The organism is Citrobacter sp. S-77 (assembly GCF_963864895.1).
GTDB lineage: Bacteria > Pseudomonadota > Gammaproteobacteria > Enterobacterales > Enterobacteriaceae > Citrobacter > Citrobacter murliniae.
In genome coordinates this window covers 880395-904933 of the sequence record NZ_CAWLWU010000002.1, presented here as the reverse complement: position 1 = coordinate 904933, position 24539 = coordinate 880395, and the positions used below count along the sequence as shown (strand labels likewise).

Here is a 24539-nt window from a genome sequence, read left to right as displayed (position 1 = left end):
CGTTATTTGATAATTGCGCTGAGTCCGTTACCATGACCAGGCTGAAAATATTAAGAGTCAGACATTCATTATGCCGAAGAAAAATGAAGCGCCCGCCAGCTTTGAAAAATCGCTGAGCGAGCTGGAACAGATTGTTACCCGTCTGGAAAGCGGCGACCTGCCGCTGGAAGAGGCGCTGAACGAATTCGAACGTGGCGTACAGCTGGCGCGTCAGGGACAGGTGAAGTTGCAACAGGCTGAACAGCGCGTGCAAATTCTGCTGTCAGATACGGAAGACGCCGCCCTTACGCCTTTTACACCGGATAATGAGTAAATGGATTTTACGCAGCAGCTTCAGGCTTGCGTTGAGCAGGCCAACCAGGCACTGAGCCGTTTTATCGCGCCACTGCCCTTTCAGAACACTCCCGTGGTTGAAACCATGCAATATGGCGCATTATTAGGCGGTAAACGTCTGCGCCCGTTCCTGGTTTACGCCACCGGTCAGATGTTTGGCGTGAGCCTGAGTACACTTGACGCTCCCGCAGCCGCCGTCGAATGCATCCATGCTTATTCGCTGATGCACGATGATTTGCCCGCCATGGACGACGATGACCTGCGTCGCGGCCTGCCAACTTGCCACGTGAAATTTGGCGAGGCAAACGCGATTTTGGCCGGAGATGCGCTGCAAACGCTGGCGTTTTCCATCATCAGCGACGCGCCGATGCCGGAAGTCGCTGACCGTGACCGCATCGCCATGATCTCTGAACTGGCTCAGGCCAGCGGTATCGCCGGTATGTGCGGCGGACAGGCACTTGATCTGGCAGCAGAAGGTCACCAGGTTGAGCTGGATGCGCTGGAGCGTATTCACCGCCATAAAACCGGAGCTTTGATTCGCGCTGCCGTTCGTCTGGGTGCGTTAAGCGCGGGTGATAAAGGGCGAGAATGCCTGGCAATACTCGATAAATACGCAGAAAGCATCGGTCTGGCCTTCCAGGTTCAGGATGACATACTGGATGTGGTAGGCGATACTGCAACATTGGGTAAACGTCAGGGTGCCGATCAGCAGCTTGGCAAAAGTACCTATCCTGCACTTCTGGGTCTTGAGCAAGCCCGGAATAAAGCCCGGGATTTGATTGAGGAAGCCCGCCAGTCGTTAAGTTTGCTGGCCGCACAGTCACTCGATACCTCGGCACTGGAAGCGCTAGCGGACTACATAATCCAGCGTGATAAATAAACTAACATATCCAATGAGCTTGCGATGAGTTTTGATATAGCCAAATACCCGACCCTGGCGCTGGTCGACTCCACCCAGGAGTTAAGACTGCTGCCAAAAGAGAGCCTGCCAAAGCTTTGCGACGAACTGCGCCGCTATTTGCTCGACAGCGTGAGCCGTTCCAGCGGGCATTTTGCCTCCGGTCTGGGCACTGTGGAGCTTACCGTCGCGCTGCACTACGTCTACAACACCCCTTTCGACCAGTTAATCTGGGATGTGGGACATCAGGCTTATCCGCACAAAATTCTTACCGGTCGCCGCGATAAAATCGGCACCATTCGTCAGAAAGGCGGCCTGCATCCGTTCCCATGGCGCGGCGAGAGCGAGTATGACGTATTAAGCGTTGGGCACTCCTCAACCTCTATCAGCGCAGGCATTGGTATTGCGGTTGCCGCCGAGAAAGAAGGCAAAGAGCGCCGCACCGTTTGCGTGATTGGCGACGGAGCTATCACTGCGGGAATGGCGTTTGAAGCCATGAACCACGCGGGGGATATTAAGCCTGACATGCTGGTTATCCTGAATGACAACGAAATGTCTATTTCGGAAAACGTCGGCGCGCTGAACAACCATCTGGCGCAACTGCTCTCTGGCAAGCTCTATTCTTCGCTACGCGAAGGCGGAAAGAAAGTCTTCTCCGGCGTGCCGCCAATTAAAGAACTGCTCAAACGCACTGAAGAACACATCAAAGGCATGGTGGTGCCGGGCACGCTGTTTGAAGAACTGGGCTTTAATTATATCGGCCCGGTAGACGGTCACGACGTACTGGGACTCATCACCACGTTGAAAAATATGCGTGACCTGAAAGGCCCGCAGTTTCTGCACATCATGACCAAAAAAGGTCGTGGCTACGAGCCTGCAGAAAAAGACCCGATCACGTTCCACGCAGTGCCAAAATTCGATCCTTCCAGCGGATGTCTGCCGAAAAGCAGCGGCGGTCTGCCGAGCTATTCAAAAATCTTCGGTGACTGGTTGTGCGAAACCGCAGCGAAAGACAACAAGCTGATGGCAATCACCCCGGCGATGCGCGAAGGCTCTGGGATGGTGGAATTCTCACGCAAGTTCCCGGACCGCTACTTTGACGTGGCGATTGCCGAACAGCACGCGGTGACCTTTGCAGCTGGTCTGGCGATTGGCGGTTATAAACCCGTCGTCGCTATCTATTCCACCTTCCTGCAACGCGCCTACGATCAGGTGCTGCACGATGTCGCCATTCAGAAACTGCCGGTACTGTTTGCCGTTGACCGCGCGGGGATCGTGGGTGCGGACGGGCAAACCCACCAGGGGGCGTTCGATCTCTCCTTCCTGCGCTGCATCCCGGAAATGGTCATTATGACCCCGAGTGATGAAAACGAATGCCGTCAGATGCTGTTCACCGGCTATCACTACAATAACGGCCCAACCGTCGTACGCTATCCGCGCGGTAATGCCGTTGGCGTTGAGCTGGCACCGCTGGAAAAATTACCGATTGGTAAAGGGATCGTGAAGCGCCACGGTGAGAAACTGGCAATTCTGAACTTTGGTACACTGATGCCAGAAGCCGCTAAAGTTGCGGAAGCGCTGAACGCTACGCTGGTCGATATGCGCTTTGTCAAACCGCTGGATGAAACATTAATTCTGGAGATGGCCGCCCGCCACGAGGTGCTGGTCACGCTGGAAGAAAATGCCATTATGGGCGGTGCTGGCAGTGGCGTAAACGAAGTGCTGATGGCACACCGCAAGCCGGTTCCTGTGCTCAATATTGGTCTGCCTGATTTCTTTATTCCACAAGGCACCCAGGACGAAGCCCGCGCAGATCTTGGTCTTGACGCCGCTGGAATTGAGTCCAAAATCAAGGCCTGGCTGGCATAATCCCCTCTTCGCTCCTGCTATGCTTAAGAGATTATTCATAGCGGGAGCTGCAGCATGCAATACAACACCTTAGGAAAAACCGACCTTCGGGTATCTCGTCTTTGTCTGGGCTGCATGACGTTTGGCGAACCTGACCGTGGTAATCATGCCTGGACGCTGCCTGAAGAAAGCAGTCGCCTAATCATCAAACACGCCCTTGAGGGTGGCATCAACTTTTTCGACACCGCTAACAGCTACTCCGCAGGCAGCAGTGAGGAAATTGTCGGTCGTGCCCTGCGCGATTTCGCCCGTCGTGAGGAGGTGGTGGTGGCAACCAAAGTTTTTCACCGCGTTGACGACCTGCCGGAAGGGTTATCCCGTGCGCAAATTTTGCGTTCTATTGACGACAGCCTGAGACGACTCGGCATGGACTATGTCGATATCCTGCAAATTCACCGCTGGGATTACAACACGCCAATTGAAGAAACGCTGGAAGCTCTCAACGACGTGGTGAAAGCCGGGAAAGCACGCTATATCGGCGCATCCTCCATGCACGCTTCGCAGTTTGCTCAGGCGCTGGCCCTGCAAAAACAACACGGCTGGGCGCAGTTTGTCAGCATGCAGGATCACTACAACCTGATTTACCGCGAAGAAGAGCGCGAAATGTTGCCTCTCTGCTCTCAGGAAGGTGTCGCGGTGATCCCGTGGAGTCCGCTGGCGCGTGGTCGCCTGACGCGGCCATGGGGAGAGACGACAGCGCGGCTGGTTTCTGATGAGGTTGGCAAAAATTTGTACAACGAGAGCGATGAAAACGACGCGCAAATTGCTGCACGACTGACCCGAGTCAGTGAGGAACTTGGCGCGACACGTGCGCAGGTGGCTCTGGCATGGCTGCTGAGCAAACCCGGTGTTGCCGCACCGATTATCGGCACATCGCGTGAAGAACAGTTAGATGAATTACTTAACGCGGTGGATTTAACGCTGAAACCAGAGCAGATTGCTGAGCTGGAAATGCCGTACAAACAGCATCCGGTCGTGGGATTTAAATAACAAATTGCCCGATAGCGCTACGCTTATCGGGCATACCTGTTCACTCTCAGAACAGCCCAATCGGCCAGTGATGCCCGATAAAATAGAGGATCCCAGCAGAAAGGATCCCGGCCACAATATCATCAATCATGATCCCCGTACCGCCATGCACGTTACGATCGAACCAACGAATCGGCCAGGGTTTCCACATATCCAGAATACGAAAGATCACAAATCCGCCGGCAACCCACTGCCAGTCATTGGTCGGCAGCGCCATCAGGGTTATCCACATCCCGACAAACTCGTCCCAGACAATGCTGCCGTGATCGTGCACCCCCATATCTTTCGCCGTCTGATGGCAAAGATAGACGCCGATGCAGATCGACAGCATGACAACCAGAGAATAGAGCTGCCACGGCAGAAACGTCATTAGATACCAAAACGGGATCGCCGCCAGCGATCCCATGGTGCCCGGTACAATGGGACTCAACCCACTGCCAAACCCGGTGGCCAGCAGGTGCCACGGATTGCGCATACTCAAACGGCTTTTTGCGACATCTTTTTTAAGGCGTGGCAAAATGGTCATATCCTTTCCAGTCAAAAGTGACAGGCTTGCCGTCACGCGTAAAGTGAATGCCTTCCACGTCAGCACTCATCTGTCCGATGCAGGTAAATGATGCGCCCAGATGCCCCAGCGCCACGTCCAGGGCGCCACGGTTTATTTCCGGTACAGTAAAGCATAACTCATAATCTTCACCACCCGAGAGCGCCCAACGCAACGCCTGTTCAGGCTCAACGCATTGGGCAAGCGCTGTCGAATATGGCAAGGCATCGACGTTAACCCGTGCGCCACAGCCACTGGCATTGACGATATGCCCCAGATCAGAAATCAGACCATCAGAAAGATCGATTGCCGCACTCGCCAGGTCGCGCAGGCCCTGGCCCTGCAAAATTCGTGGCGTTGGACGCAGATGCCGCTTAAGCAAATAGTCCGCATGTTTTGCATCTGCAACCTGTAAATGGTGCTGCAAAATCGCCAGCCCTGCTGCGCTGTCGCCTGGCGTACCGGTCACGTAGATCCAGTCTCCTGGCTTCGCACCGGAGCGTTTTAAGGCCCGTCCTACCGGGACGTAGCCATGGATACCCAACGTCATCGACAATGGCCCACGCGTGGTGTCACCGCCAATCAGTTGCATATCATAATAATTGAGGAGTTCAAACAGGCCATCACTGAAGGCTTCGAGCCAGGCTTCATCGACGTCAGGCAAAGTGAGCGCAAGCGTTAGCCATGCAGGATCAGCCCCCATCGCAGCCAGATCACTCAAGTTCACTGCCAGCGCTTTCCAGGCCAGATCGGTGGGATCGATGTCAGGAAGGAAGTGATTACCCGCTACCAGCGTGTCAGTACTGATCGCCAGGGTTTGTTTATCAGGGATATTCAGGAGTGCGCAATCGTCACCAATACCGGTTTCGACATCAAGACGAGAGCTTCTAACACGGTCAAAATAACGGGCAATCAGGGAGAATTCGCCACATGCCATACGTTATGCCTCAGCAGGAAAAAAGAAAAGGCCGGCGACAGCGGAAATATAATTCCGCTATCCTACCGGCCTGGAGATCACTTTTTGTTGGGGCGAATCGCAGGTGCTGCTTTATCCAGTACGCCGTTAACGAATTTATGGCTATCTTCAGCGCCGAAGGTTTTCGCCAGTTCAATCGCCTCGTTGATGGCCACTTTATACGGCACATCACTACGTTTAGACAGTTCAAACAGCGCAATACGCAGCACGGCTTTTTCTACCTGACCCAGCTCTTCCAACAGGCGAGACAGGTAAGGCTTCATTAGTCCATCCAGGTACGCGCTGTTAGTCGCCACCCCGGACAGCAGTTCACGGAAATACAGAACGTCGACATCTTTTACGTCCTGTTCCGCCAGGAACTGGTATTCAACATCAGCGATGTCGTTCTGGGACAACTGCCAGGAGTAGAGCGCCTGGACGGCACACTCACGGGCGCGGCGACGAGCAGCAGGTTTCACGGATTTCCCCTTACAAAAATCAGGCCTTAATGGCTTTCAATACATTAATCATTTCAAGTGCAGTCAGTGCAGCTTCTGCGCCTTTGTTGCCGGCTTTAGTGCCAGCGCGTTCAATGGCTTGTTCAATACTTTCGGTGGTCAGAACACCGAAGGCTACCGGAATGCCACTGTCCTGAGCGACATGCGCCAGGCCATTGCTTGCACCGCCAGCCACATATTCGAAGTGTGCGGTACCGCCACGAATCACCGTGCCTAACGCAATCACCGCGTCGTATTTACCGGTTTTTGCCAGCGCACCTGCCGCCAGCGGCAGCTCATACGCGCCTGGAACCCAAACGACGGTAATGTTTTCATCTTTAACCTGACCAATACGTTTCAGGGCGTCGATCGCACCTTCCAGCAGGCTGTCATTGATAAAGTTGTTGAAACGCGCAATGGTGATGGCGACGCGAGCGTCCGGGGTAGCAACGTTAGCTTCAATAATGTTCATATTCTTCCTTCGGATTCACTAGACCCCGCAGGGGGGCGGATTTTATCATAATAATCTGTGCGCTGCTTCCCTTTCGAACCGGGAGATCATGCGCCCACTAAATGCAGGCAAAGGTCCGGACCTACATGGCGTATCTCATTGAATTTGAAATGGGGGGCATCAGCCAGTTTCTCAAGCCCTGGCAGCACACATAATCCTCGTGCATCGCTCCCTAACAGTTTAGGCGCAACATAGATGATTAGCTCATCAACCACTCCGGCCTGTAATAACGCGCCCGCAAGCGTCGGGCCAGCCTCAACCCAAATGCTGTTAATTTGTTGCTTGCCCAGTTGCATCAGCAGCACCACCAGGTCCAGATGCCCGTTATGTTCAGGAATCTTCAGGCTACGAACCGCCTCCGGCCAGCTGCGAGGATCGTCATGAGTACGGGCAATCCAGGTTTCTCCCGGCTGCTGCACAATACGATGCTCCGGCGTCACCTGGTTTTGGCTATCAAGGACAATGCGGATCGGCTGACGCAGATTTTCTTGCGGATAGAGAGCCTGGGTTGACTCCCCCAACTCCTCCCAACGGACGGTAAGCTGAGGATCGTCCGCCAGTACCGTGGCGCTGCTGGTCAAAATGGCATGGTTTTGTGCGCGCAGGCGCTGCACATCGCGGCGCGCCTCGGGCGAGGTTATCCACTGACTTTCGCCGCTGGCCATCGCAGTGCGGCCATCGAGCGATGCGCCAAGCTTAAGCTGCACATACGGGAATCCTGTACGCATCCGCTTGAGGAAGCCTTTATTAAGTTGTTCAACCTCACTCATCATCAGCCCGTGGCTGACGTCAATGCCCGCCTGTTGCAGGCGATAAAGCCCGCGCCCAGCGACCTGCGGATTGGGGTCCTGCATGGCGGCCACAACTCGCGTCACGCCTGCGGCGATCAGCGCATCACAGCACGGCGGAGTCCGACCATGGTGGCTGCAGGGTTCCAGCGTAACGTAGGCCGTTGCGCCTTTTGCTTTCTCACCCGCCATCCGCAACGCATGAACTTCAGCATGCGGTTCACCTGCGCGATAATGATAACCTTCACCGACGATCTCGCCATCTTTAACAATCACACAGCCTACGTTGGGGTTGGGATGTGTGGTAAAACGTCCGCGCGCAGCAAGCTTCAGCGCTCGCGCCATGTAAAATTCATCCTGCATGGCTTAGTCCTGTAGGCGAGCAATCTCTTCGCCAAATTCTTTGATATCTTCAAAGCTCCGGTAGACCGAGGCAAAGCGGATGTAGGCGACTTTATCGAGCTTTTTCAGTTGCTCCATCACCAGGTTACCGATCATCTTGCTCGGAACCTCACGTTCGCCTGTCGCGCGCAGCTGGGATTTTATATGGTTTAACGCCATTTCGACGTCATCAGCGCTAACAGGTCGTTTCTCAAGTGCTCTGAGCATACCGCTACGCAGTTTTTCCTCATTAAAAGGTTCACGCACATCATTGCTTTTTACAACGCGCGGCATGACAAGTTCAGCCACTTCAAAAGTGGTAAAACGTTCGTTACAGACCAGACACTGCCGGCGGCGGCGTACCGAGGAGCCCTCGCCTACAAGACGAGAGTCAATTACCTTAGTGTCTACGGCGAAACAGAATGGGCAATGCATACGGCGTCCTGACCAGGTGGTTAACAGAAATCTATTTTACCCTGAACTGGCGTGACAACAAAGGCAGAGCACTTTTGAGATAAAGGATCGATGCCTTCGTGCTCTTTGCACACTACCATTATGCTATCGCGACAATAAAGGAAGTAACCTACATGACAAGACGTTACCTAAGAATTCTCCTGGTGGGAAGTCTCTTTAGTCTTAGCGCCTGTGCACAGCAAAGCGAAGTACGCCAAATGCATCAAAGCGTCAGCACGCTGAACAAAGAGATGACACAGCTTAATCAGGAAACGGTGAAAATAACGCAGCAGAATATGTTGAATGCAAAATCCACCAGTGGCGTCTATTTACTACCGGGTTCCAAAACCCCCGCCCGACTGAACAGTCAGATCGGTACGTTGCGCATGTCACTGGTGAATATTGCACCAAATGCAGACGGTACGCGCCTGACATTACGTATTCAGGGCGAATCCGACACCCCTTTACCCGCTTTTAGCGCCACCGTAGAGTACGGACAAATTCAGGGCACCACGGACAACTATCAGGAGGTGAATGTTCAGAATCAATTGATAAACGCTCCGGCAAGTATTCTTGCACCCAGCGACGTAGACATTTCGTTACAGCTTAATGGCCTGTCTCCGGAGCAACTGGGGTTTGTACGCATCCACGACATCCAGCCTGTGACACAATAAACTTTTTTGCGGAACGTTTTGTGCGTTCCGCAACATCACCAGCCTTCATTTTGTTACTCCTCTGACATCATCGAGATTTTTAGTAAAACTTGGCAACATTCATGGGAGCCAGTACAATTCGCCGCCTAAAGTACGCAAACGTGAACGCAATCGATTACGTAAATGATAGAACTGTGAAACAAGACATATTTTTGTGAACAATGATTTTTATAATAGGCTCCGAAGAAATACGAAATATTTAGAAACGCAAATTGCGCCTTTTTCACTCCCGAAAGGGATTTCAAACAGTGGCATACATATGAAAAAAACATTACTTGCAGCCGGTGCAGTACTGGCGCTCTCCTCGTCCTTTACTGCTAATGCGGCAGAAAATGACAAACCGCAATATCTTTCCGACTGGTGGCATCAGAGCGTTAACGTAGTAGGTAGCTACCACACCCGTTTCGGACCACAGATCCGTAACGATACCTATCTGGAATATGAAGCTTTCGCTAAGAAAGACTGGTTCGACTTCTATGGTTACATGGATGCGCCAGTCTTCTTCGGTGGTAACACCGATGCGAAAGGTATCTGGAACCACGGTTCCCCGCTGTTTATGGAAATTGAACCGCGTTTCTCCATCGACAAACTGACCGGTACTGATCTGAGCTTTGGTCCGTTCAAAGAGTGGTACTTCGCCAACAACTATATCTACGACATGGGTCGTAACAAAGATGGCCGTCAGAGCACCTGGTATATGGGTCTGGGTACCGATATCGACACTGGCCTGCCGATGAGCCTGTCCATGAACGTATACGCTAAGTATCAGTGGCAGAACTACGGTGCAGAAAATCAAAACGATTGGGACGGCTACCGTTTCAAAGTGAAATACTTTGTGCCAATTACCGAACTGTGGGGTGGTAACCTGAGCTACATTGGTTTCACTAACTTTGACTGGGGTTCCGATCTCGGTGATAAGAGTGCTTATGCTGAGAATGGTATTAAACAGCGTACTAACGACTCTATCGCCTCCAGCCACATTCTGGCACTGAACTACGACCATTGGCACTATTCCGTCGTCGCTCGTTACTGGCACAACGGCGGTCAGTGGAACGATGACGCTGATCTGAGCTGGATGAAAGAAAACGTTCGTTCTACCGGTTGGGGTGGCTATCTGGTTGTCGGTTACAACTTCTAATTTTGCCTGATACCGGGCGGCACTGCGCCGACCCGGAGACCAGCATGTTAAAGCCAGCTTAACCGCTGGCTTTTTTATGGCTTATCGTCACAGCGAACTTTACGCAAAAAGTCGCTTAGCGAACGTCCGGTATCCTCACGAAAATGCCTGTCCACAGGGGTAACACAGAGACAACGATCAACACGAAAACAACGATAATCCTCACGCCTTTCACACCATGCAACCAGTAGCCAGTGCTCTCCCCAGAAAAATAACCCCAGCGGCTGCACATCTCGCCAGGAGAGTTGCCCGGCTTCGTCACGATAATGCAGTGCCAGAACCTGTTGGGTAGATACAGCCCGGTGTATAAGATCAAATGTGCTACGAGAATGTAATTGAGTTCCAAAGTCAGGGGCAAAAATACGCGTCTGTTCTGCCCTGCGACGACTCTCTTCTGGCAGGATCGCCAACACTTTTTCCTGCGCCGATTCCAGCTCCCGCGAGAGCGAATCACCGCCCCAGGTTTTCAGTAATCGGATTGCGACCATCAGTGCTTCTGACTCACGGTGAGTGAGCATTAAAGGTGGCAGATCAAATCCTGCCATTAAACGGTACCCGCTGCCCGCCTCCCCTTCAACAGGCACGCCGGATATTGATAAATCGCAGATATCGCGGTAGATCGTGCGAGGAGAAACCTCGAGCCGCTCCGCCAGATGCGCCGCCGTTGTCAGCCTCCTGCCACGCAGGATCTGTACAATCTGAAATAAACGGTCAGCGCGCCTGGTCATCTTAACCCTCTGTATTTAGAAATATTATGCAGGCTGGTGCAAGCCAACGCGATTACCTTCACTATCGGTAAATAACGCAATCGTGCCAATATCCTGCCCCAGCTCAAGTGGTCCAAACACACACTTACCACCCGCTGTTTCGACACGCGCAAGCGTAGCCGGGAGATCGTCCGTATGCAGATAAATAATAGCGCCCTGCTGCGAAGGCGTAATACCATCAAATTTAGCCAGTGCGCCACCGGGGGCTGGGTCCTGATGCGGGAACACTGCCAGCTCAGCACAATCCATATTCTCCCGACGCAGCGAAACCTGCATCACCGGTTCATAAAAAGCAATGGCACGATCCATTTCCGCTACCGGGATTTCAAACCAGTTAATCACGTTATTCATACATCCTCCTGCCTTTGTGGGTAATCTCAGAAGGACTATAAAACAGGACTACTGACAGCATACTGTCAGCAGTGTTTGCAAAAAGGGCCAAAAGTTTCCCTCTGGCCCGTTTCGGGCGCATGTTGCCACGCGGCGACAAGGCCAACGGGGATCAAGCCCCGCAACACTGTGCCTCACCGGGTCACCCCAGCTTGGGGCGATTCTACTCCACTCGCTAATATCCACACGAAATCAGCGTGCTACAGGCAAAAAAAATCCCGACCTTGCGATCGGGATTCCAGCTTTTACGCGCAGCTTCGGTTACGGCAGAATAGACGGCTGATCCGCCCCTTCTTTCTCGACCTTCTGCTGCAGCATGTGCTCGCGCTTCATACCCAGCTTCAACGCCAACGCCGATGCTACGTAGATAGACGAGGCAGTACCGATGGAGACACCGATAAGCATGGTCAGCGAGAAGCCTTCCAGCACCGGACCACCAAAGAGGTACAGCATCAGAATAACCACTAACGTCGTACCGGAGGTGATTAACGTACGGTGCAACGTCTGGGTCAGTGACACGTTAAAGATTTCGTAAGGCGTACCGCGACGGATTTTGCGGAAGTTTTCACGAATACGGTCAGATACCACGATACTGTCGTTTAGCGAGTAACCAATTACCGACATCAACGATGCGACGATTGTCAGGTCAATCTCGATATGGAACAACGACAGGATCCCTAAGGTGATAATCACGTCGTGCGCAAGGGAAATCACGACCCCAGCGGCCAGTCGCCACTCAAAGCGGAAACCGACATACACAAGGATGGAAATCAGCGCCACCATCAGCGCCATCGCACCGGTTTGCGCCAGATCAGCACCCACGCTGGGTCCGACGAACTCGATACGTTTCACAGCGGCATTCTGGTTAGTTGCTTCGTTAATTACACTCAGCACTTTACTACCCAGTACCTGCCCGCCGTTTTCACCTTCAGTTGGCGGCATACGAACCATAATGTCGTGGCTACTACCGAAGTTCTGCAGCAGCGGCTCAACGAAGCCCGCTTTCTCCAGCGCATCGCGCATCACGTCCATTTCCGCTGGTTTTTCCAGCGTGATTTCAATTACCGTACCACCAGTAAAATCGAGCCCCCAGTTAAATCCGCGTACGCCCATCACCACGATGGCCGCAATCAGCAGAAAACCAGAGATGCCGAAAGCCCAGTAGTCCCAGCGCATAAAGTCGATGACTTTACGGCCGTGGTTCAATTGTTCAACAGTATATTCCTGTGCCACATCGCACTCCTCAGATTGACAGCTTTTTGACGCGCTTGCCGCCATACAACAGGTTTACGATGGCACGTGTACCGACGATCGCGGTGAACATCGACGTCGCCACACCAATACCGGTAGTAATCGCGAACCCTTTAATTGCCCCAGTACCGACTGCATACAGGATCAGGACCTTAATCAGCGTCGTAATGTTCGCATCGAAGATGGAACTGAACGCGCCCGCATAGCCCTCGTTGATCGCCTGCTGTATCGAACGTCCGTTGCTCAACTCTTCTTTGATACGTTCGTTGATCAGTACGTTCGCATCGACCGCGACGGCAAGGGTTAAGACGATCCCCGCAATACCCGGCATACTTAGCGTGGCACCCGGCAGCAACGACATGATACCGACGATCAGTACCAGGTTGGCAATCAGCGCACTTGTCGCAATCAGGCCGAACTTCTTATAGAAGAAGATCATGAACAGGATAGAAACCACCAGACCAGCCAGACAGGCTTCCAGACCCTGCTTGATGTTCTGCATACCCAGAGTCGGGCCGATAGTCCGTTCTTCAACAATCTGAATCGGCGCAATCAACGCACCGGCACGCAGCAGCAGCGACAGCTGACGCGCTTCGTTCGGGTTGTTAATTCCAGTGATACGGAAGCTGTTACCCAAGCGAGACTGGATGTTGGCGATGTTAATCACCTCTTCCTGTTTCACCAGCATCGCACGGCCGTTGGCATCTTTTTTACCGCTGTCTTTGTACTCGACGAACAAGGTCGCCATCGGCTTACCGATATTGTCCTTGGTAAAGTTAGACATGATGTTACCACCCGCGCTATCCAGCGAGATGTTAACCTGCGGTTGGTTATACTCATCCATGCTCGACGTGGAGTCGGTGATATGGTCGCCGGTCAGGATCACGCGTTTATACAGCACAACTGGCTGTCCTTCGCGGGACTGTTTCACTTCTGAGTCACCCGGTACGCGCCCGGATGCAGCAGCAGACTGATCAACGTTGGTATTTACCAGACGGAATTCCAGCGTAGCAGTCGCACCCAGAATTTCTTTCGCACGCGCGGTGTCCTGAATACCAGGCAGTTCGACCACAATACGGTCAGCGCCCTGGCGTTGAACAACCGGCTCAGCGACACCCAGTTGGTTAACACGGTTGCGCAGAATGTTAATGTTCTGCTGTACCGCGTATTCACGAGCTTCGCTCAAACGCGCATCAGTCATCACCGCACGCAGCGCATTGCTGCCCTGGCTTGAAATCACCAGATCCTGATGACGCTTGCTCAGGTAAGAGATAGCCTCGTCACGGGCTTTGCTGTCACGGAAGGTGATGCTCAGACCGTAGTTATCTTCTTTACGAACGGTAGTATAAGGAATGCCTTTTTCACGCAGGTCGCTGCGCAGGCTGTCGATATTTTGTTCCTGCAGTTTACCCAGCGCGGTGTCCATATCCACTTCCATCAGGAAGTGAACGCCGCCACGCAGGTCAAGACCGAGTTTCATCGGTTCTGCGTGAATGGCAGCCAGCCAGCGTGGTGTTGCCGGAGCCAGGTTAAGCGCCACGACATATTGATCACCCAGCACGCCCAGCAGCACTTCACGTGCGCGCAGTTGGGTATCGGTGGAGTCGAAGCGCGCAAGAATAGCGCCCTCTTCCAGAGCCACAGACTTAGGTGTAATTTTTTCTTCTTGTAACGTTTTCTGGACCTGGATCAGCGTTTGCTCACTGGCGGCGGCACCGCGCACGCCAGTGATTTGAACAGCCGGATCCTCACCATACAGGTTGGGAAGTGCGTAAAGCAGGCCGACGATAATCACGACGACCAGCATGATGTACTTCCACAAAGGATAACGGTTTAACACGGCAGTTCCCTTCGGGAAAACAATAAATTACAGCGCCTTCATCGTGCCTTTCGGCAGAACGGCAGCTACGAAATCACGTTTGATAACCACTTCAGTGGTGTCGTTCAGCGCGATAGCGATGTAGCCAGTTTCTGCTACTTTGGTCACGCGACCGACCAGGCCACCGTTAGTCAGCACTTCATCACCTTTGGCAATGGAGTTCATCAGGTTTTTATGTTCTTTGGTGCGTTTCTGCTGTGGACGCAGGATCATGAAATAGAAAATCAGACCAAACACCACCAGCATCAGAATCAGAGACATCGGGCTGCCCTGCGCCGGAGCACCTGTTGCCGCTACCGCATCAGAAATAAAAAAGCTCATTCAAATTCCCTCATTATTAAAATTAATCAACGTTCAAAGGTGGAACAGGTCGACCCTGACGTTGGTAAAAATCGGTCACGAAGCTCTCTAATTTACCCTCTTCAATAGCCTTGCGTAAACCCGCCATCAAGCGCTGGTAGTAACGAAGGTTATGAATCGTATTGAGTCGCGCGCCTAATATTTCGTTGCAACGGTCAAGATGATGCAAGTAGGCGCGTGAATAATTGCGACAGGTGTAGCAATCGCACTCGGCATCGAGCGGACTGGTGTCGCTTTTATGTTTCGCATTACGAATTTTTACCACGCCGTCAGTCACAAACAAATGACCATTACGGGCATTTCGTGTTGGCATCACGCAGTCAAACATATCAATACCACGACGTACACCTTCAACCAGATCTTCTGGTTTGCCGACGCCCATCAGGTAGCGAGGTTTATCTGCCGGAATCTGCGGGCAAACATGCTCCAGAATGCGGTGCATATCTGCTTTCGGCTCACCCACAGCCAAACCGCCGACAGCGTAGCCATCAAAGCCGATATCTACCAGACCTTTGACAGAGATATCACGTAAATCTTCGTAAACGCTGCCCTGAATGATGCCAAAAAGCGCATTTTTGTTGCCGAGCCCGTCAAAACGGTCACGGCTACGCTTCGCCCAGCGCAAAGACATCTCCATCGAGCGTTTAGCATAGTCCCAGTCAGCCGGATAAGGAGTACATTCGTCGAAAATCATCACGATATCGGAACCGAGATCGTATTGGATCTCCATCGACTTTTCTGGATCAAGGAAAATCGGATCACCGTTGATCGGGTTGCGGAAATGCACACCCTGTTCGGTAATTTTACGAATGTCGCCCAGGCTGAAGACCTGGAAGCCGCCGGAATCGGTGAGGATTGGCCCTTTCCACTGCATGAAATCATGCAAATCGCCATGCAACTTCATGATTTCCTGACCCGGGCGCAGCCACAGGTGGAAAGTGTTACCGAGAATAATTTGTGCACCGGTAGCTTCAACTTCTTCCGGCGTCATGCCCTTCACGGTGCCGTAAGTACCAACCGGCATAAAGGCTGGCGTTTCTACTACGCCACGATCAAAAACCAGGCGGCCGCGGCGAGCGCGACCGTCTGTGGTGTCCAGTTCAAATTTCATTTTAACTCCTGCGTCAGAAAAACAGTCTGACGTTAAACACTCATGCCGGGGATTTACTCCCCGACACGCTCGGAAATAGCTTGCGGATTGTACGTGATAAACATGGCATCCCCGTAACTAAAAAAGCGATATTCCGCTTTTACGGCTTCATGATAGGCGTTCATGGTGTTTTTATAGCCCGCAAACGCTGAAACCAACATAATCAATGTTGATTCAGGCAGATGGAAGTTAGTCACCAACGCATCGATCACTTTGTACTGATAGCCCGGGTAAATAAATATTTGCGTGTCGCCAAAGAATGGCTCAATCAGGTCGTTTTTAGCCGCCTGCGCCGCGCTTTCCAGCGAGCGAACTGAGGTCGTCCCCACCGCAATAACACGATTACCGCGTGCTTTCGCCGCTAGCACCGCGTCGACCACATCCTGCGGCACTTCCGCATATTCGGAGTGCATGATGTGATCTTCGATGGTGTCGACACGCACCGGCTGGAACGTCCCCGCGCCAACGTGCAGTGTCACGAACGCCATCTCAATGCCTTTATCGCGCAGTTTTGCCAGCAACGGATCGTCAAAGTGCAGACCAGCAGTCGGCGCCGCCACGGCACCGGGTTTTTCACTGTAGACCGTCTGATACAGTTCGCGGTCGGCATCTTCGTCAGGGCGGTCGATATACGGCGGCAGTGGCATATGGCCGATAGCATTCAGGATGTCCAGCACGCTGCGCTCGTCGTCAAACTCCACTTCGAACAGTGCGTCATGACGGGCAACCATTGTCGCTTTAATGCTTTCATCGTCGCCCAACAACAATTCAGCACCCGGCTTCGGCGCTTTAGATGCGCGAATATGTGCCAGAATACGTTTATCATCCAGCATACGCTCGACCAGCACTTCAATCTTGCCGCCGCTGGCTTTACGGCCAAACAGACGCGCCGGAATTACGCGGGTGTTGTTAAAGACCAGCAAATCTCCGGGGTTGAGCTTGTCGAGCAAATCAGTGAAAGTACCGTGTGTCAGCGCGCCAGTCGGCCCATCCAGTGACAGCAAGCGGCAGCTACTGCGCTCTGCCTGCGGATAGTGGGCAATCAGGGATTCGGGTAGTTCAAAGGTGAAATCGGTAACGCGCATGACACTGACTCAGACTAAAATAAGAGGCGGGTAGTCTAGTGCCGGGGCGCTCTCCCTGCAACCTTTACCCCTCAAGATGAGTGACATAATCTATACGCAAAATCATTCAAGATGCATCGAGGCGGCAAGTGAATGAGTCCCCAGGCGCTTACACTAGTAAGTGACTGGGGTAAGTGACAAATCTGTAGGGAACAGATTTGAACGTCGCAGAGCGGCGGTCCGTATGGGCGAGTCTCATGGATGAGACGAGTAACTCAGCAGCCAACAAAGGGGCAGTTTGAAGGATGAAGTGGATATGAATTTTCTTGCACACCTGCACTTAGCCCATCTTGCCGACAGTTCGCTTTCTGGCAATTTACTGGCCGATTTTGTTCGGGGGAACCCGGAAGCCAGTTTTCCACCTGACGTGGTGGAAGGCATTTTTATGCACCGTCGTATCGACGTAATGACCGATAACCTGCCTGAAGTGCGTGAAGCCCGAGAGTGGTTTCGCCGCGAGACTCGCCGCGTCGCGCCTATTACGCTGGATGTCATGTGGGATCACTTCCTGTCGCGTCACTGGTCAGAAATATCACCGGACTTCCCGCTCGCGGCCTTTGTCAGCTACGCCTACACGCAGGTTGCCACTATCCTGCCTGAATCGCCGCCGCGCTTTGTGAATCTGAACAACTTTATGTGGTCAGAGAAATGGCTGGAGCGCTATCGCGATATGGACTTTATTCAGAATGTCTTAAACGGCATGGCCAGCCGCCGTCCAAAACTCGACGCACTGCGCGACTCCTGGTATGACCTGGATGCGCATTACGATGCCCTGGAAGCACGTTTCTGGCAGTTTTATCCGCGCATGATGGCGCAGGCCAGCAGCAAGGCTCTTTGATTGCCTGATGGCGCTACACTTATCAGGCCTGCCTGTTGTATCAGGGGTTGCTGACCGGATAAGGCGAAACCGCTATCCGGTAATGCATTGATAGCCAAAACCTGTCTCATTGATTGCCAGCGCCTCTTTGTCTTATTCCCGAACAGTCTCTATACTGGCCCGCGTTGCGTTCCAAAAACCCCTTAACTTTGCAGGAGAATTATATGGTACTGGTAACTCGTCAGGCTCCGGATTTCACAGCAGCTGCGGTACTGGGTAGCGGTGAGATTGTTGAAAACTTCAACTTCAAACAGCATACCAACGGTAAAACCACCGTTCTGTTCTTCTGGCCAATGGACTTCACCTTCGTTTGCCCGTCAGAACTGATCGCGTTCGACAAACGTTACGAAGAATTCCAGAAACGCGGCGTTGAAGTCGTTGGTGTTTCTTTTGACTCTGAATTCGTCCACAACGCATGGCGTAACACCCCTGTCGACAAAGGCGGCATTGGTGCAGTGAAATACGCAATGGTTGCTGACGTTAAGCGCGAAATCCAGAAAGCCTACGGCATCGAGCACCCGGAAGCGGGCGTTGCTCTGCGCGGTTCTTTCCTGATTGACGCTAACGGCGTTGTTCGTCACCAGGTTGTAAACGATCTGCCGCTGGGTCGTAACATTGACGAAATGCTGCGTATGGTTGACGCGCTGCAGTTCCACGAAGAGCACGGTGACGTTTGCCCGGCTCAGTGGGAAAAAGGTAAAGAAGGTATGAACGCGTCTCCGGACGGCGTTGCAAAATACCTGACCGAAAACGTATCCAGCCTGTAATCGGCTAACGTTTAGCAAAAAGGCTCGCGCAGGCGAGCCTTTTTTGTTGCCGGATGGCGGCGAAGCGCCACCGGGCAATGATTAAAACGCGAAACAAGAACAACCCAACACACCCCAAAACGCACGATCGTCTGACACCGGGATCCCCGATTTACGCGCCATATCGTGCTGATGTCCGTGAACGCCACAGCTACCGCAACACTGATGCATCTGGACCATAGCACCAACTTTCGCAGTAGTAGGTGGCGCAGAGCGATAATGCCCCGGAACGTTTACCACTGGCGACCAGTCAGGGACAACAGGGATCGCAGGCGGTGCCAGCGGCGTGAAATGCCCGGCAGCATAAACGACTTTGCCATCAACAATGGTCATCACCGACTCAATACCTTTGATCTCCTCTTCCGGTACGCTGAAATAATCTTTTGATAACACCACCAGGTCGGCAAGTTGATCTTTTTCAATGTGACCTTTCTTACCCTGCTCGCTGGAGAACCAGGCACTGCCTGCGGTCCACAGTTCCAGCGCCACATCGCGCGCCAGTCGGTTGTTATCGTCGTACATCGCCATCCCGCCGACAGTACGTCCGGAAACCAGCCAGTAGAGCGCCGTCCACGGGTTGTAACTTGCCACGCGGGTTGCGTCGGTCCCCAGTCCAACCGGAACATCAGCCGCCAACATTTTTGCTACCGGTGGCGTATGTTTAACCGCATCTTTTCCATAGCGATCGACAAAATATTCGCCCTGGAACGCCATCCGATGCTGAACTGCAATACCGCCACCCAGCGCTTTTACGCGCTCAATATTACGTTCGGTAATCGTTTCTGCGTGATCGAAGAACCAGTGCAGGCCGTTGAACGGAATATCACGATTCACCTTCTCAAAGACATCCAGCATCCGGCTGATGGACTCATCATAGGTTGCATGCAGACGGAACGGCCAGCGATGTTCCACCAGGTGGCGGACGACACGCTCCAGCTCATCCTCCATGCCTTCAGGTAAATCCGGGCGCGGTTGCAGGAAGTCTTCAAAATCCGCCGCCGAGAAGACCAGCATTTCCCCTGCTCCATTAGCACGATAAAAATCAGTCCCTTGCCCTGGTTTGAGCATATCGGTCCAGCGTTCGAAATCTTCCAGTTCCTGCTTAGGACGCTGGGTAAACAGGTTGTAGGCAATACGGACCGTCATCTGCTTATTGGCATGTAGTTGCTCGATAATTTCATAATCTTCCGGGTAATTCTGAAAGCCGCCGCCGGCGTCAATGGCGCTGGTGAGCCCAAGTCGATTTAGCTCTCGCATAAACTGACGGGTGGAATTAACCTGCATTTCCAGCGGAAGTTTTGGTCCTTTCGCCAGCGTAGAGTAGAGGATCATAGCGTTCGGTTTGGCGATCAGCATCCCCGTAGGATTACCATTGCCATCGCGAACAATTTCTCCCCCTACCGGATCCGGCGTCGCTTTGGTGTAACCAACCGCTTTTAGTGCCGCGCGATTTAGCAACGCCCGATCGTAGAGATGCAGCACAAATACCGGTGTATCCGGCGCGGCTTCATTGAGTTCTTCCAGCGTCGGCATACGGCGTTCAGCGAACTGAAATTCACTCCAGCCGCCTACCACGCGAACCCATTGCGGCGAGGGTGTTCTGTCAGCCTGATCTTTAAGCATACGTAGCGCATCCGCCAGCGACGGCACACCTTCCCAACGTAACTCAAGGTTGTAATTCAACCCTCCGCGAATGAGATGCAGATGTGAGTCGTTTAAACCTGGGATCACTGTATGACCTTTCAGATCAATAATCTGTGTCCCATCAGTCGCAAAATTCATGATCTGATCATGAGAACCGGTCGCCAGAATTTTTCCATCTTTAATCGCCACGGCGTCCACCTGAGGGCTTTGGCGATCAAGAGTATGGATTTTTCCGTGAGTCAGAATAAGTGTTGCAGTTTGAGACATAACAATCTCCTGAGAAACCGGTCAGGCTTTTTTCAGCCAGCCGGCAAACAGACGGGTTACGATAGGCATCCAGAACCAGACCACCAGCGCAACCACACAGGCATCATTAATCAGATGCAGGAGCAATGATCCCTTCATTGAGGGCAGCACGATGCCGGTCAGCCACGGCACCAGATTGGTGCTGGGAAAAATCACCAGCAGAGTTATCAGGAACTGCTTCCAGCGTTTAGGCTGGCGAACATGTGATGCAGGCGGGGTAAACCAAAATGCCGCTTCCGTACGAATCTCGGTTTTGTCGCCCTCCGCCAGCAATGGCGCGATCTCCTCGACCAGCGCACGGCGCGTATCAGACTGGGTCCAGTTATACAGATGCTCGACGGTGTCAAAGCGGATAATAATGTTCCACAGGTTTTGTCCGTCGGTAGGGCGAATGACGTTAGCGCCAAGATGACCAGGAAACTCTGCGGCCACTGGCATGATTTTCCCCAGCCACTGCTCATACCGCTGCGCCTGGTCAGGCCGCAAGGTGTGAGTAATCACCAATGTCACATGTTTATTCTGCGCCATGAAGGGTTCCTTGCTGAAGGATAATGGCGGGATTGCCCCGCCAGCGGAATTAAATCTTACGTTCTGGTGCACCATGTACCATGGTATAGGCATAATCCACGCCCATACCGTACGCACCGCTGTGTTCACGCACCAGGTCCATCACCGCGTCGTAAGTCTCTTTACGTGACCAGTCGCGTTGGTACTCCAGCAGCACCTGCTGCCAGGTAACTGGTACCGCACCCGCCTGCACCATACGATCGATAGAACGTTCATGAGCATCCACGGATGTACCGCCGGAAGTGTCGGTGACCACATACACTTCATAACCCGCTTCCAGCGCCATCAACGCCGGGAATGTCAGGCAAACTTCGGTCCACAGTGCGGAGATAATCAGTTTTTTACGCCCGGTCGCTTCCACGGCTTTAACAAAGGCCGCATCTTCCCAGGAGTTCATTGAAGTACGCTCGATAGGCTTGACATCAGGATGAACAGCTAACAATTCCGGCCAGATATATCCGCTAAAACTTTTCGTTTCAACCGAGGTATAAATCACTGGAACATTAAATATTTTTCCGGCTTTGGCTAATGCTACAGTATTATTTTTCAACGTCTGGCGATCAATATTCGCCACACCAAATGACATTTGCGGTTGATGGTCAATAAAAATAAGCGTTGAGTTTTGTGGGTCAATCAGTTCCCGAATAGACATAGCACACCTTCTTAATCAATGAGTTAAAAGGCAACGGTCTGTAACTGCCGTCAGCAGCAGGATCCTGAATCAGAAAGCTTGTTGAGTATAGCGGGAATTTTCTAACGAGTTATTAAAGAAAACTTATCATCGAGTGATGATAATAATTTTGTCTTGAGATATATCTCAATCATCATCAAAAAAATGCGAATGTCTTATCTAATTTATTCACTGGCATTGTTTTTCTCTATTCTGTAAAAATGAGGTGTTTAATTTTCAGGATATATTCAGCTTATGCGCATCAATCTGGACGTTCTGCTCATCCTCGACGCACTCGACAGGCATGGTTCATTTGCTGCCGCTGCCGAATCACTGTTTAAAACCCCTGCCGCACTCAGCTATATGATTCAGAAGCTGGAAAACGATCTGAATATCGAATTGCTCGACCGTTCCGGGCATCGGGCAAAATTTACCGATACCGGCCTGATGATGCTGGAAAAAGGACGTTTGCTCCTCAGCGCTGCCAAAGACCTCGAAAAACAGGCGTTACAACTGAGCGCTGGCTGGGAAAAAGAGCTGGCAATTGCGCTGGATGCCTCCTTCCCCTTCGCCGCACTGGTGCCGATTATCGAAGCTTTTTACGCACTCAATAAACAAACTCGCCTCAACTTTACTCACCACACGCTGGCAGGTTCCTGGGAAGAACTCACCCATAACGGAGCGGATATTATTCTGGGCGCTATTAATGAGCCACCAACATCAGCGGCCTGGTCTTACAAAATGCTCGGCACGCTGGATAATGTGTTTGTTGTCGCACCCGGGCATCCACTGGCAGCGGCATCGGATAGTTTAACCAATGAACAACTGTGCCTGCACCGGGCGATAGTCATCAGCGACAGCGCCCGCTATTGTCATCCGTTACAAAGCAACCTGATGGATGAACAGGCGCAGATTCGTGTCGATGATTTCCACAGTAAAGTGATGTTACTGCGGGCGGGAACCGGTTGCGGATTTCTCCCACGCCACATCGCAAGCCCATGGTTAGCCACAGGCGAGCTGGTGGAAAAACCCGTGTTGTCTTTTCGTCAAAAAGACGTCGCCTATATGGCGTGGCGCAATAGCAATGACGGACTGGCGCAGCGCTGGTGGCGGGAAACGCTGCTGACCAGTGAGGAGATTGCGCGTTTGTATCAATGACACATCCAGATTGAGGCAGAAATCGCAGGTAGTGTCAGAATATCATCCGCGAGCTGGCCTTTGCCTTCTTTGTGCAGCCATTGGCTGGCATTGAGCAATGGCGAGGCTGGCAACACCACTTCACAGGCCTGGCCACGATTGATTGCTACCAGCACGCGCTGTCGGTTTAGTACTCGTACAAATACCACCACGTTATCCTCTGCGTAAATCACCTGACAACCGCCGTGGCGTAGCGCCTGACTCTGATGACGCATTTTAGCCAGCCGCTGATACAGCGCCAGCAGGTCAGAATCCTGTTTGTCCTTCTGCCATGGGAACGGCTTGCGGCAAAACGGATCGTTATTACCGTCCAGCCCCACTTCATCACCGTAGTAGATACAGGGAACCCCCGGCCAGGTAAACAACCAGACTACCGCCAGAGGCAGGCGCGCGACATCTTTACCTAGCAGCGATTTAAAACGGGCCGTGTCGTGGCTGTCGAGCTGATTGAACATACGCAGTTGCTGCTGATGTGATAAGCCTGCACGATAGTTATCCATCCACGCCATACAGGTTCGGGCATCAATAAACTGCGGATCATAAGAGATATCGGTATTGGCGAGAAATCCCCATATGGGAAAGGTAAAGCCACGATAGTTCATCGCGGCATCTTCAGCATCAGCCTGCAACCACTGACGCGCATCACCGAAATGTTCGCCAACAATGTATGCTTCTGGCTGAGTTTCTTTAGCCGCCTGGGCGATCCCGGCAACATGCTGGAGGTTATTGCGCGCACCACCGGCTTCACCCAACATGTGTACGACATCAAGCCGCCAGCCATCCATATTCCATGGTGCTTTTAACCAGTGACGGACAATGCTGTCTTCGCCGCGATAGATTTCATTCACCAGGCTTTCAGATGCAAAGTCCAGTTTGGGCAGGCTTGAATACCCCAGCCAGTCCAGCGCGACGCCTTCCGTTGAAAAATGGTACCAATCGCGCCAGGGGGAATGTGGGTTATGGCATGCGCCATCCGTTCCCCGACTATGCCGGTCAAACCAGGCGTGCGAATCGCCGCTGTGGTTAAATACGCCGTCCAGAACCAGCCGCATTCCCTGCGCCTGTGTATTGTGTCGCAGGCGCAGTAACGCCCTGTCGCCACCAAACTGTGGATCAACATGACGATAATCTTCAGTATCGTACTTATGTACGCTTGGTGCGGTAAACACCGGGTTCAGATATAGCGCGGTTACGCCCAACGTTTTCAGATAGGGCAGTTTCTCACTGATACCGTCCAGATCACCGCCATAGAACGTGGAACCGCCAGCCTGCGCAGTCAGCGGCTCATCCCACTCACGCTGCACAATATCCTGTCCTGCTGCATGGTGGTAATAAACGTTGTTCTGATACGCTTCACGTGACTG

The 24539-nt window shown here is 52.6% G+C and carries 26 protein-coding genes; 9 read left to right on the top strand and 17 right to left on the bottom strand.

Translation table 11 applies throughout. The annotated features are described in order from the left end of the window. The first annotated feature begins 70 nt into the window (after positions 1-70). The 4 genes from xseB to yajO are packed head-to-tail and all read left to right on the top strand — an operon-like array spanning position 71 to position 4129. Positions 71-313 carry an exodeoxyribonuclease VII small subunit gene (xseB, locus tag AACS05_RS04885; RefSeq protein WP_045440516.1) on the top strand — a complete coding sequence of 81 codons (243 nt, stop codon included), beginning with the start codon at positions 71-73 and terminating at the stop codon, positions 311-313. Then, positions 314-1213, top strand: a complete 900-nt coding sequence (gene ispA / locus AACS05_RS04880) for a (2E,6E)-farnesyl diphosphate synthase (protein WP_045440514.1) — start codon at positions 314-316, stop codon at positions 1211-1213. Positions 1214-1237: 24 nt separating this feature from the next. Next, positions 1238-3100: a 1-deoxy-D-xylulose-5-phosphate synthase gene (gene dxs, locus AACS05_RS04875; RefSeq protein WP_045440511.1), complete on the top strand. Its 1863-nt coding sequence runs from the start codon at positions 1238-1240 to the stop codon at positions 3098-3100. A 54-nt stretch (positions 3101-3154) separates the two neighbouring features. Beyond that, positions 3155-4129 carry a 1-deoxyxylulose-5-phosphate synthase YajO gene (gene yajO / locus AACS05_RS04870; protein ID WP_045440509.1) on the top strand — a complete coding sequence of 325 codons (975 nt, stop codon included), beginning with the start codon at positions 3155-3157 and terminating at the stop codon, positions 4127-4129. Between the two features lie 46 nt (positions 4130-4175). On the opposite strand, the gene pgpA is transcribed toward yajO, so the two are convergent. The 6 genes from pgpA to nrdR form a co-directional block, all read right to left on the bottom strand. Then, entirely contained in the window at positions 4176-4694 is a 519-nt protein-coding gene (gene pgpA, locus AACS05_RS04865) for a phosphatidylglycerophosphatase A (protein WP_045440507.1), read from the bottom strand. Beyond that, entirely contained in the window at positions 4672-5649 is a 978-nt protein-coding gene (gene thiL, locus AACS05_RS04860) for a thiamine-phosphate kinase (RefSeq protein WP_045440505.1), read from the bottom strand. The genes pgpA and thiL overlap by 23 nt, the downstream gene beginning before the upstream one ends. A 77-nt stretch (positions 5650-5726) precedes the next feature. Then, positions 5727-6146, bottom strand: coding sequence for a transcription antitermination factor NusB (gene nusB / locus AACS05_RS04855; protein WP_045440503.1), 420 nt, complete (start codon positions 6144-6146; stop codon positions 5727-5729). 19 nt (positions 6147-6165) lie between these two features. Further along, positions 6166-6636, bottom strand: a complete 471-nt coding sequence (gene ribH, locus AACS05_RS04850) for a 6,7-dimethyl-8-ribityllumazine synthase (protein ID WP_045440500.1) — start codon at positions 6634-6636, stop codon at positions 6166-6168. Positions 6637-6722: 86 nt separating this feature from the next. Further along, positions 6723-7826, bottom strand: coding sequence for a bifunctional diaminohydroxyphosphoribosylaminopyrimidine deaminase/5-amino-6-(5-phosphoribosylamino)uracil reductase RibD (gene ribD / locus AACS05_RS04845; protein ID WP_045440497.1), 1104 nt, complete (start codon positions 7824-7826; stop codon positions 6723-6725). 3 nt (positions 7827-7829) lie between these two features. Further along, on the bottom strand, positions 7830-8279 hold the full coding sequence (gene nrdR, locus AACS05_RS04840; protein WP_003021571.1) for a transcriptional regulator NrdR: 450 nt from the start codon (positions 8277-8279) through the stop codon (positions 7830-7832). 152 nt (positions 8280-8431) lie between these two features. Between nrdR and AACS05_RS04835 the strand changes: the two genes are divergently transcribed. Both AACS05_RS04835 and AACS05_RS04830 read left to right on the top strand, forming a co-directional pair. Next, positions 8432-8971 (top strand): DUF3251 domain-containing protein, encoded by a 540-nt coding sequence (locus AACS05_RS04835; protein WP_045440494.1) that lies wholly within the window; start codon positions 8432-8434, stop codon positions 8969-8971. Positions 8972-9269: 298 nt separating this feature from the next. Continuing rightward, positions 9270-10148: a nucleoside-specific channel-forming protein Tsx gene (locus AACS05_RS04830; protein ID WP_045440493.1), complete on the top strand. Its 879-nt coding sequence runs from the start codon at positions 9270-9272 to the stop codon at positions 10146-10148. A gap of 74 nt (positions 10149-10222) precedes the next feature. Here the strand turns inward: AACS05_RS04830 and AACS05_RS04825 are convergent, their stop codons facing one another. From AACS05_RS04825 to queA, 7 genes are all read right to left on the bottom strand, one after another. Continuing rightward, positions 10223-10915 (bottom strand): helix-turn-helix transcriptional regulator, encoded by a 693-nt coding sequence (locus AACS05_RS04825; protein ID WP_045440491.1) that lies wholly within the window; start codon positions 10913-10915, stop codon positions 10223-10225. Positions 10916-10939: 24 nt separating this feature from the next. Then, positions 10940-11305 carry a VOC family protein gene (locus tag AACS05_RS04820; protein WP_045440489.1) on the bottom strand — a complete coding sequence of 122 codons (366 nt, stop codon included), beginning with the start codon at positions 11303-11305 and terminating at the stop codon, positions 10940-10942. Positions 11306-11605: 300 nt separating this feature from the next. Further along, positions 11606-12577 (bottom strand): protein translocase subunit SecF, encoded by a 972-nt coding sequence (gene secF, locus AACS05_RS04815; RefSeq protein WP_045440487.1) that lies wholly within the window; start codon positions 12575-12577, stop codon positions 11606-11608. Between the two features lie 10 nt (positions 12578-12587). Continuing rightward, positions 12588-14435, bottom strand: coding sequence for a protein translocase subunit SecD (secD, locus tag AACS05_RS04810; protein WP_071828898.1), 1848 nt, complete (start codon positions 14433-14435; stop codon positions 12588-12590). A gap of 27 nt (positions 14436-14462) precedes the next feature. Then, entirely contained in the window at positions 14463-14795 is a 333-nt protein-coding gene (gene yajC, locus AACS05_RS04805; RefSeq protein WP_002890398.1) for a preprotein translocase subunit YajC, read from the bottom strand. Positions 14796-14817: 22 nt separating this feature from the next. Beyond that, positions 14818-15945 (bottom strand): tRNA guanosine(34) transglycosylase Tgt, encoded by a 1128-nt coding sequence (gene tgt, locus AACS05_RS04800; RefSeq protein WP_045440480.1) that lies wholly within the window; start codon positions 15943-15945, stop codon positions 14818-14820. 53 nt (positions 15946-15998) lie between these two features. Beyond that, the gene (gene queA / locus AACS05_RS04795) at positions 15999-17069 is read right to left on the bottom strand and encodes a tRNA preQ1(34) S-adenosylmethionine ribosyltransferase-isomerase QueA (RefSeq protein ID WP_045440477.1); all 1071 of its coding nucleotides are present in this window, start codon (positions 17067-17069) and stop codon (positions 15999-16001) included. Positions 17070-17364: 295 nt separating this feature from the next. Between queA and acpH the strand changes: the two genes are divergently transcribed. Together acpH and AACS05_RS04785 are read left to right on the top strand one after the other, a co-directional pair. Further along, positions 17365-17946, top strand: coding sequence for an ACP phosphodiesterase (acpH, locus tag AACS05_RS04790; RefSeq protein WP_045440475.1), 582 nt, complete (start codon positions 17365-17367; stop codon positions 17944-17946). Between the two features lie 203 nt (positions 17947-18149). Next, positions 18150-18752 (top strand): peroxiredoxin, encoded by a 603-nt coding sequence (locus AACS05_RS04785; protein ID WP_045440472.1) that lies wholly within the window; start codon positions 18150-18152, stop codon positions 18750-18752. A gap of 81 nt (positions 18753-18833) precedes the next feature. Here the strand turns inward: AACS05_RS04785 and AACS05_RS04780 are convergent, their stop codons facing one another. Genes AACS05_RS04780 through AACS05_RS04770 form a run of 3 tightly spaced genes read right to left on the bottom strand, consistent with a single transcriptional unit; the run spans position 18834 to position 21960 of the window. Continuing rightward, positions 18834-20702: an amidohydrolase gene (locus tag AACS05_RS04780; protein ID WP_045440469.1), complete on the bottom strand. Its 1869-nt coding sequence runs from the start codon at positions 20700-20702 to the stop codon at positions 18834-18836. Positions 20703-20723: 21 nt separating this feature from the next. Further along, a complete protein-coding gene (locus tag AACS05_RS04775; RefSeq protein WP_045440468.1) occupies positions 20724-21269 on the bottom strand; it encodes an antibiotic biosynthesis monooxygenase in 546 nt (181 codons plus the stop codon). Positions 21270-21318: 49 nt separating this feature from the next. After that, positions 21319-21960: a hydrolase gene (locus tag AACS05_RS04770; RefSeq protein WP_045440467.1), complete on the bottom strand. Its 642-nt coding sequence runs from the start codon at positions 21958-21960 to the stop codon at positions 21319-21321. A 273-nt stretch (positions 21961-22233) separates the two neighbouring features. Between AACS05_RS04770 and AACS05_RS04765 the strand changes: the two genes are divergently transcribed. Beyond that, positions 22234-23136 (top strand): LysR family transcriptional regulator, encoded by a 903-nt coding sequence (locus tag AACS05_RS04765; protein WP_045440465.1) that lies wholly within the window; start codon positions 22234-22236, stop codon positions 23134-23136. Here AACS05_RS04765 and malZ read toward each other — a convergent pair. After that, a partial coding sequence (gene malZ / locus AACS05_RS04760; protein ID WP_045440463.1) for a maltodextrin glucosidase occupies positions 23130-24539 on the bottom strand: 1410 nt, incomplete at its 5' end. The two genes, AACS05_RS04765 and malZ, sit on opposite strands and share 7 nt — an antisense overlap.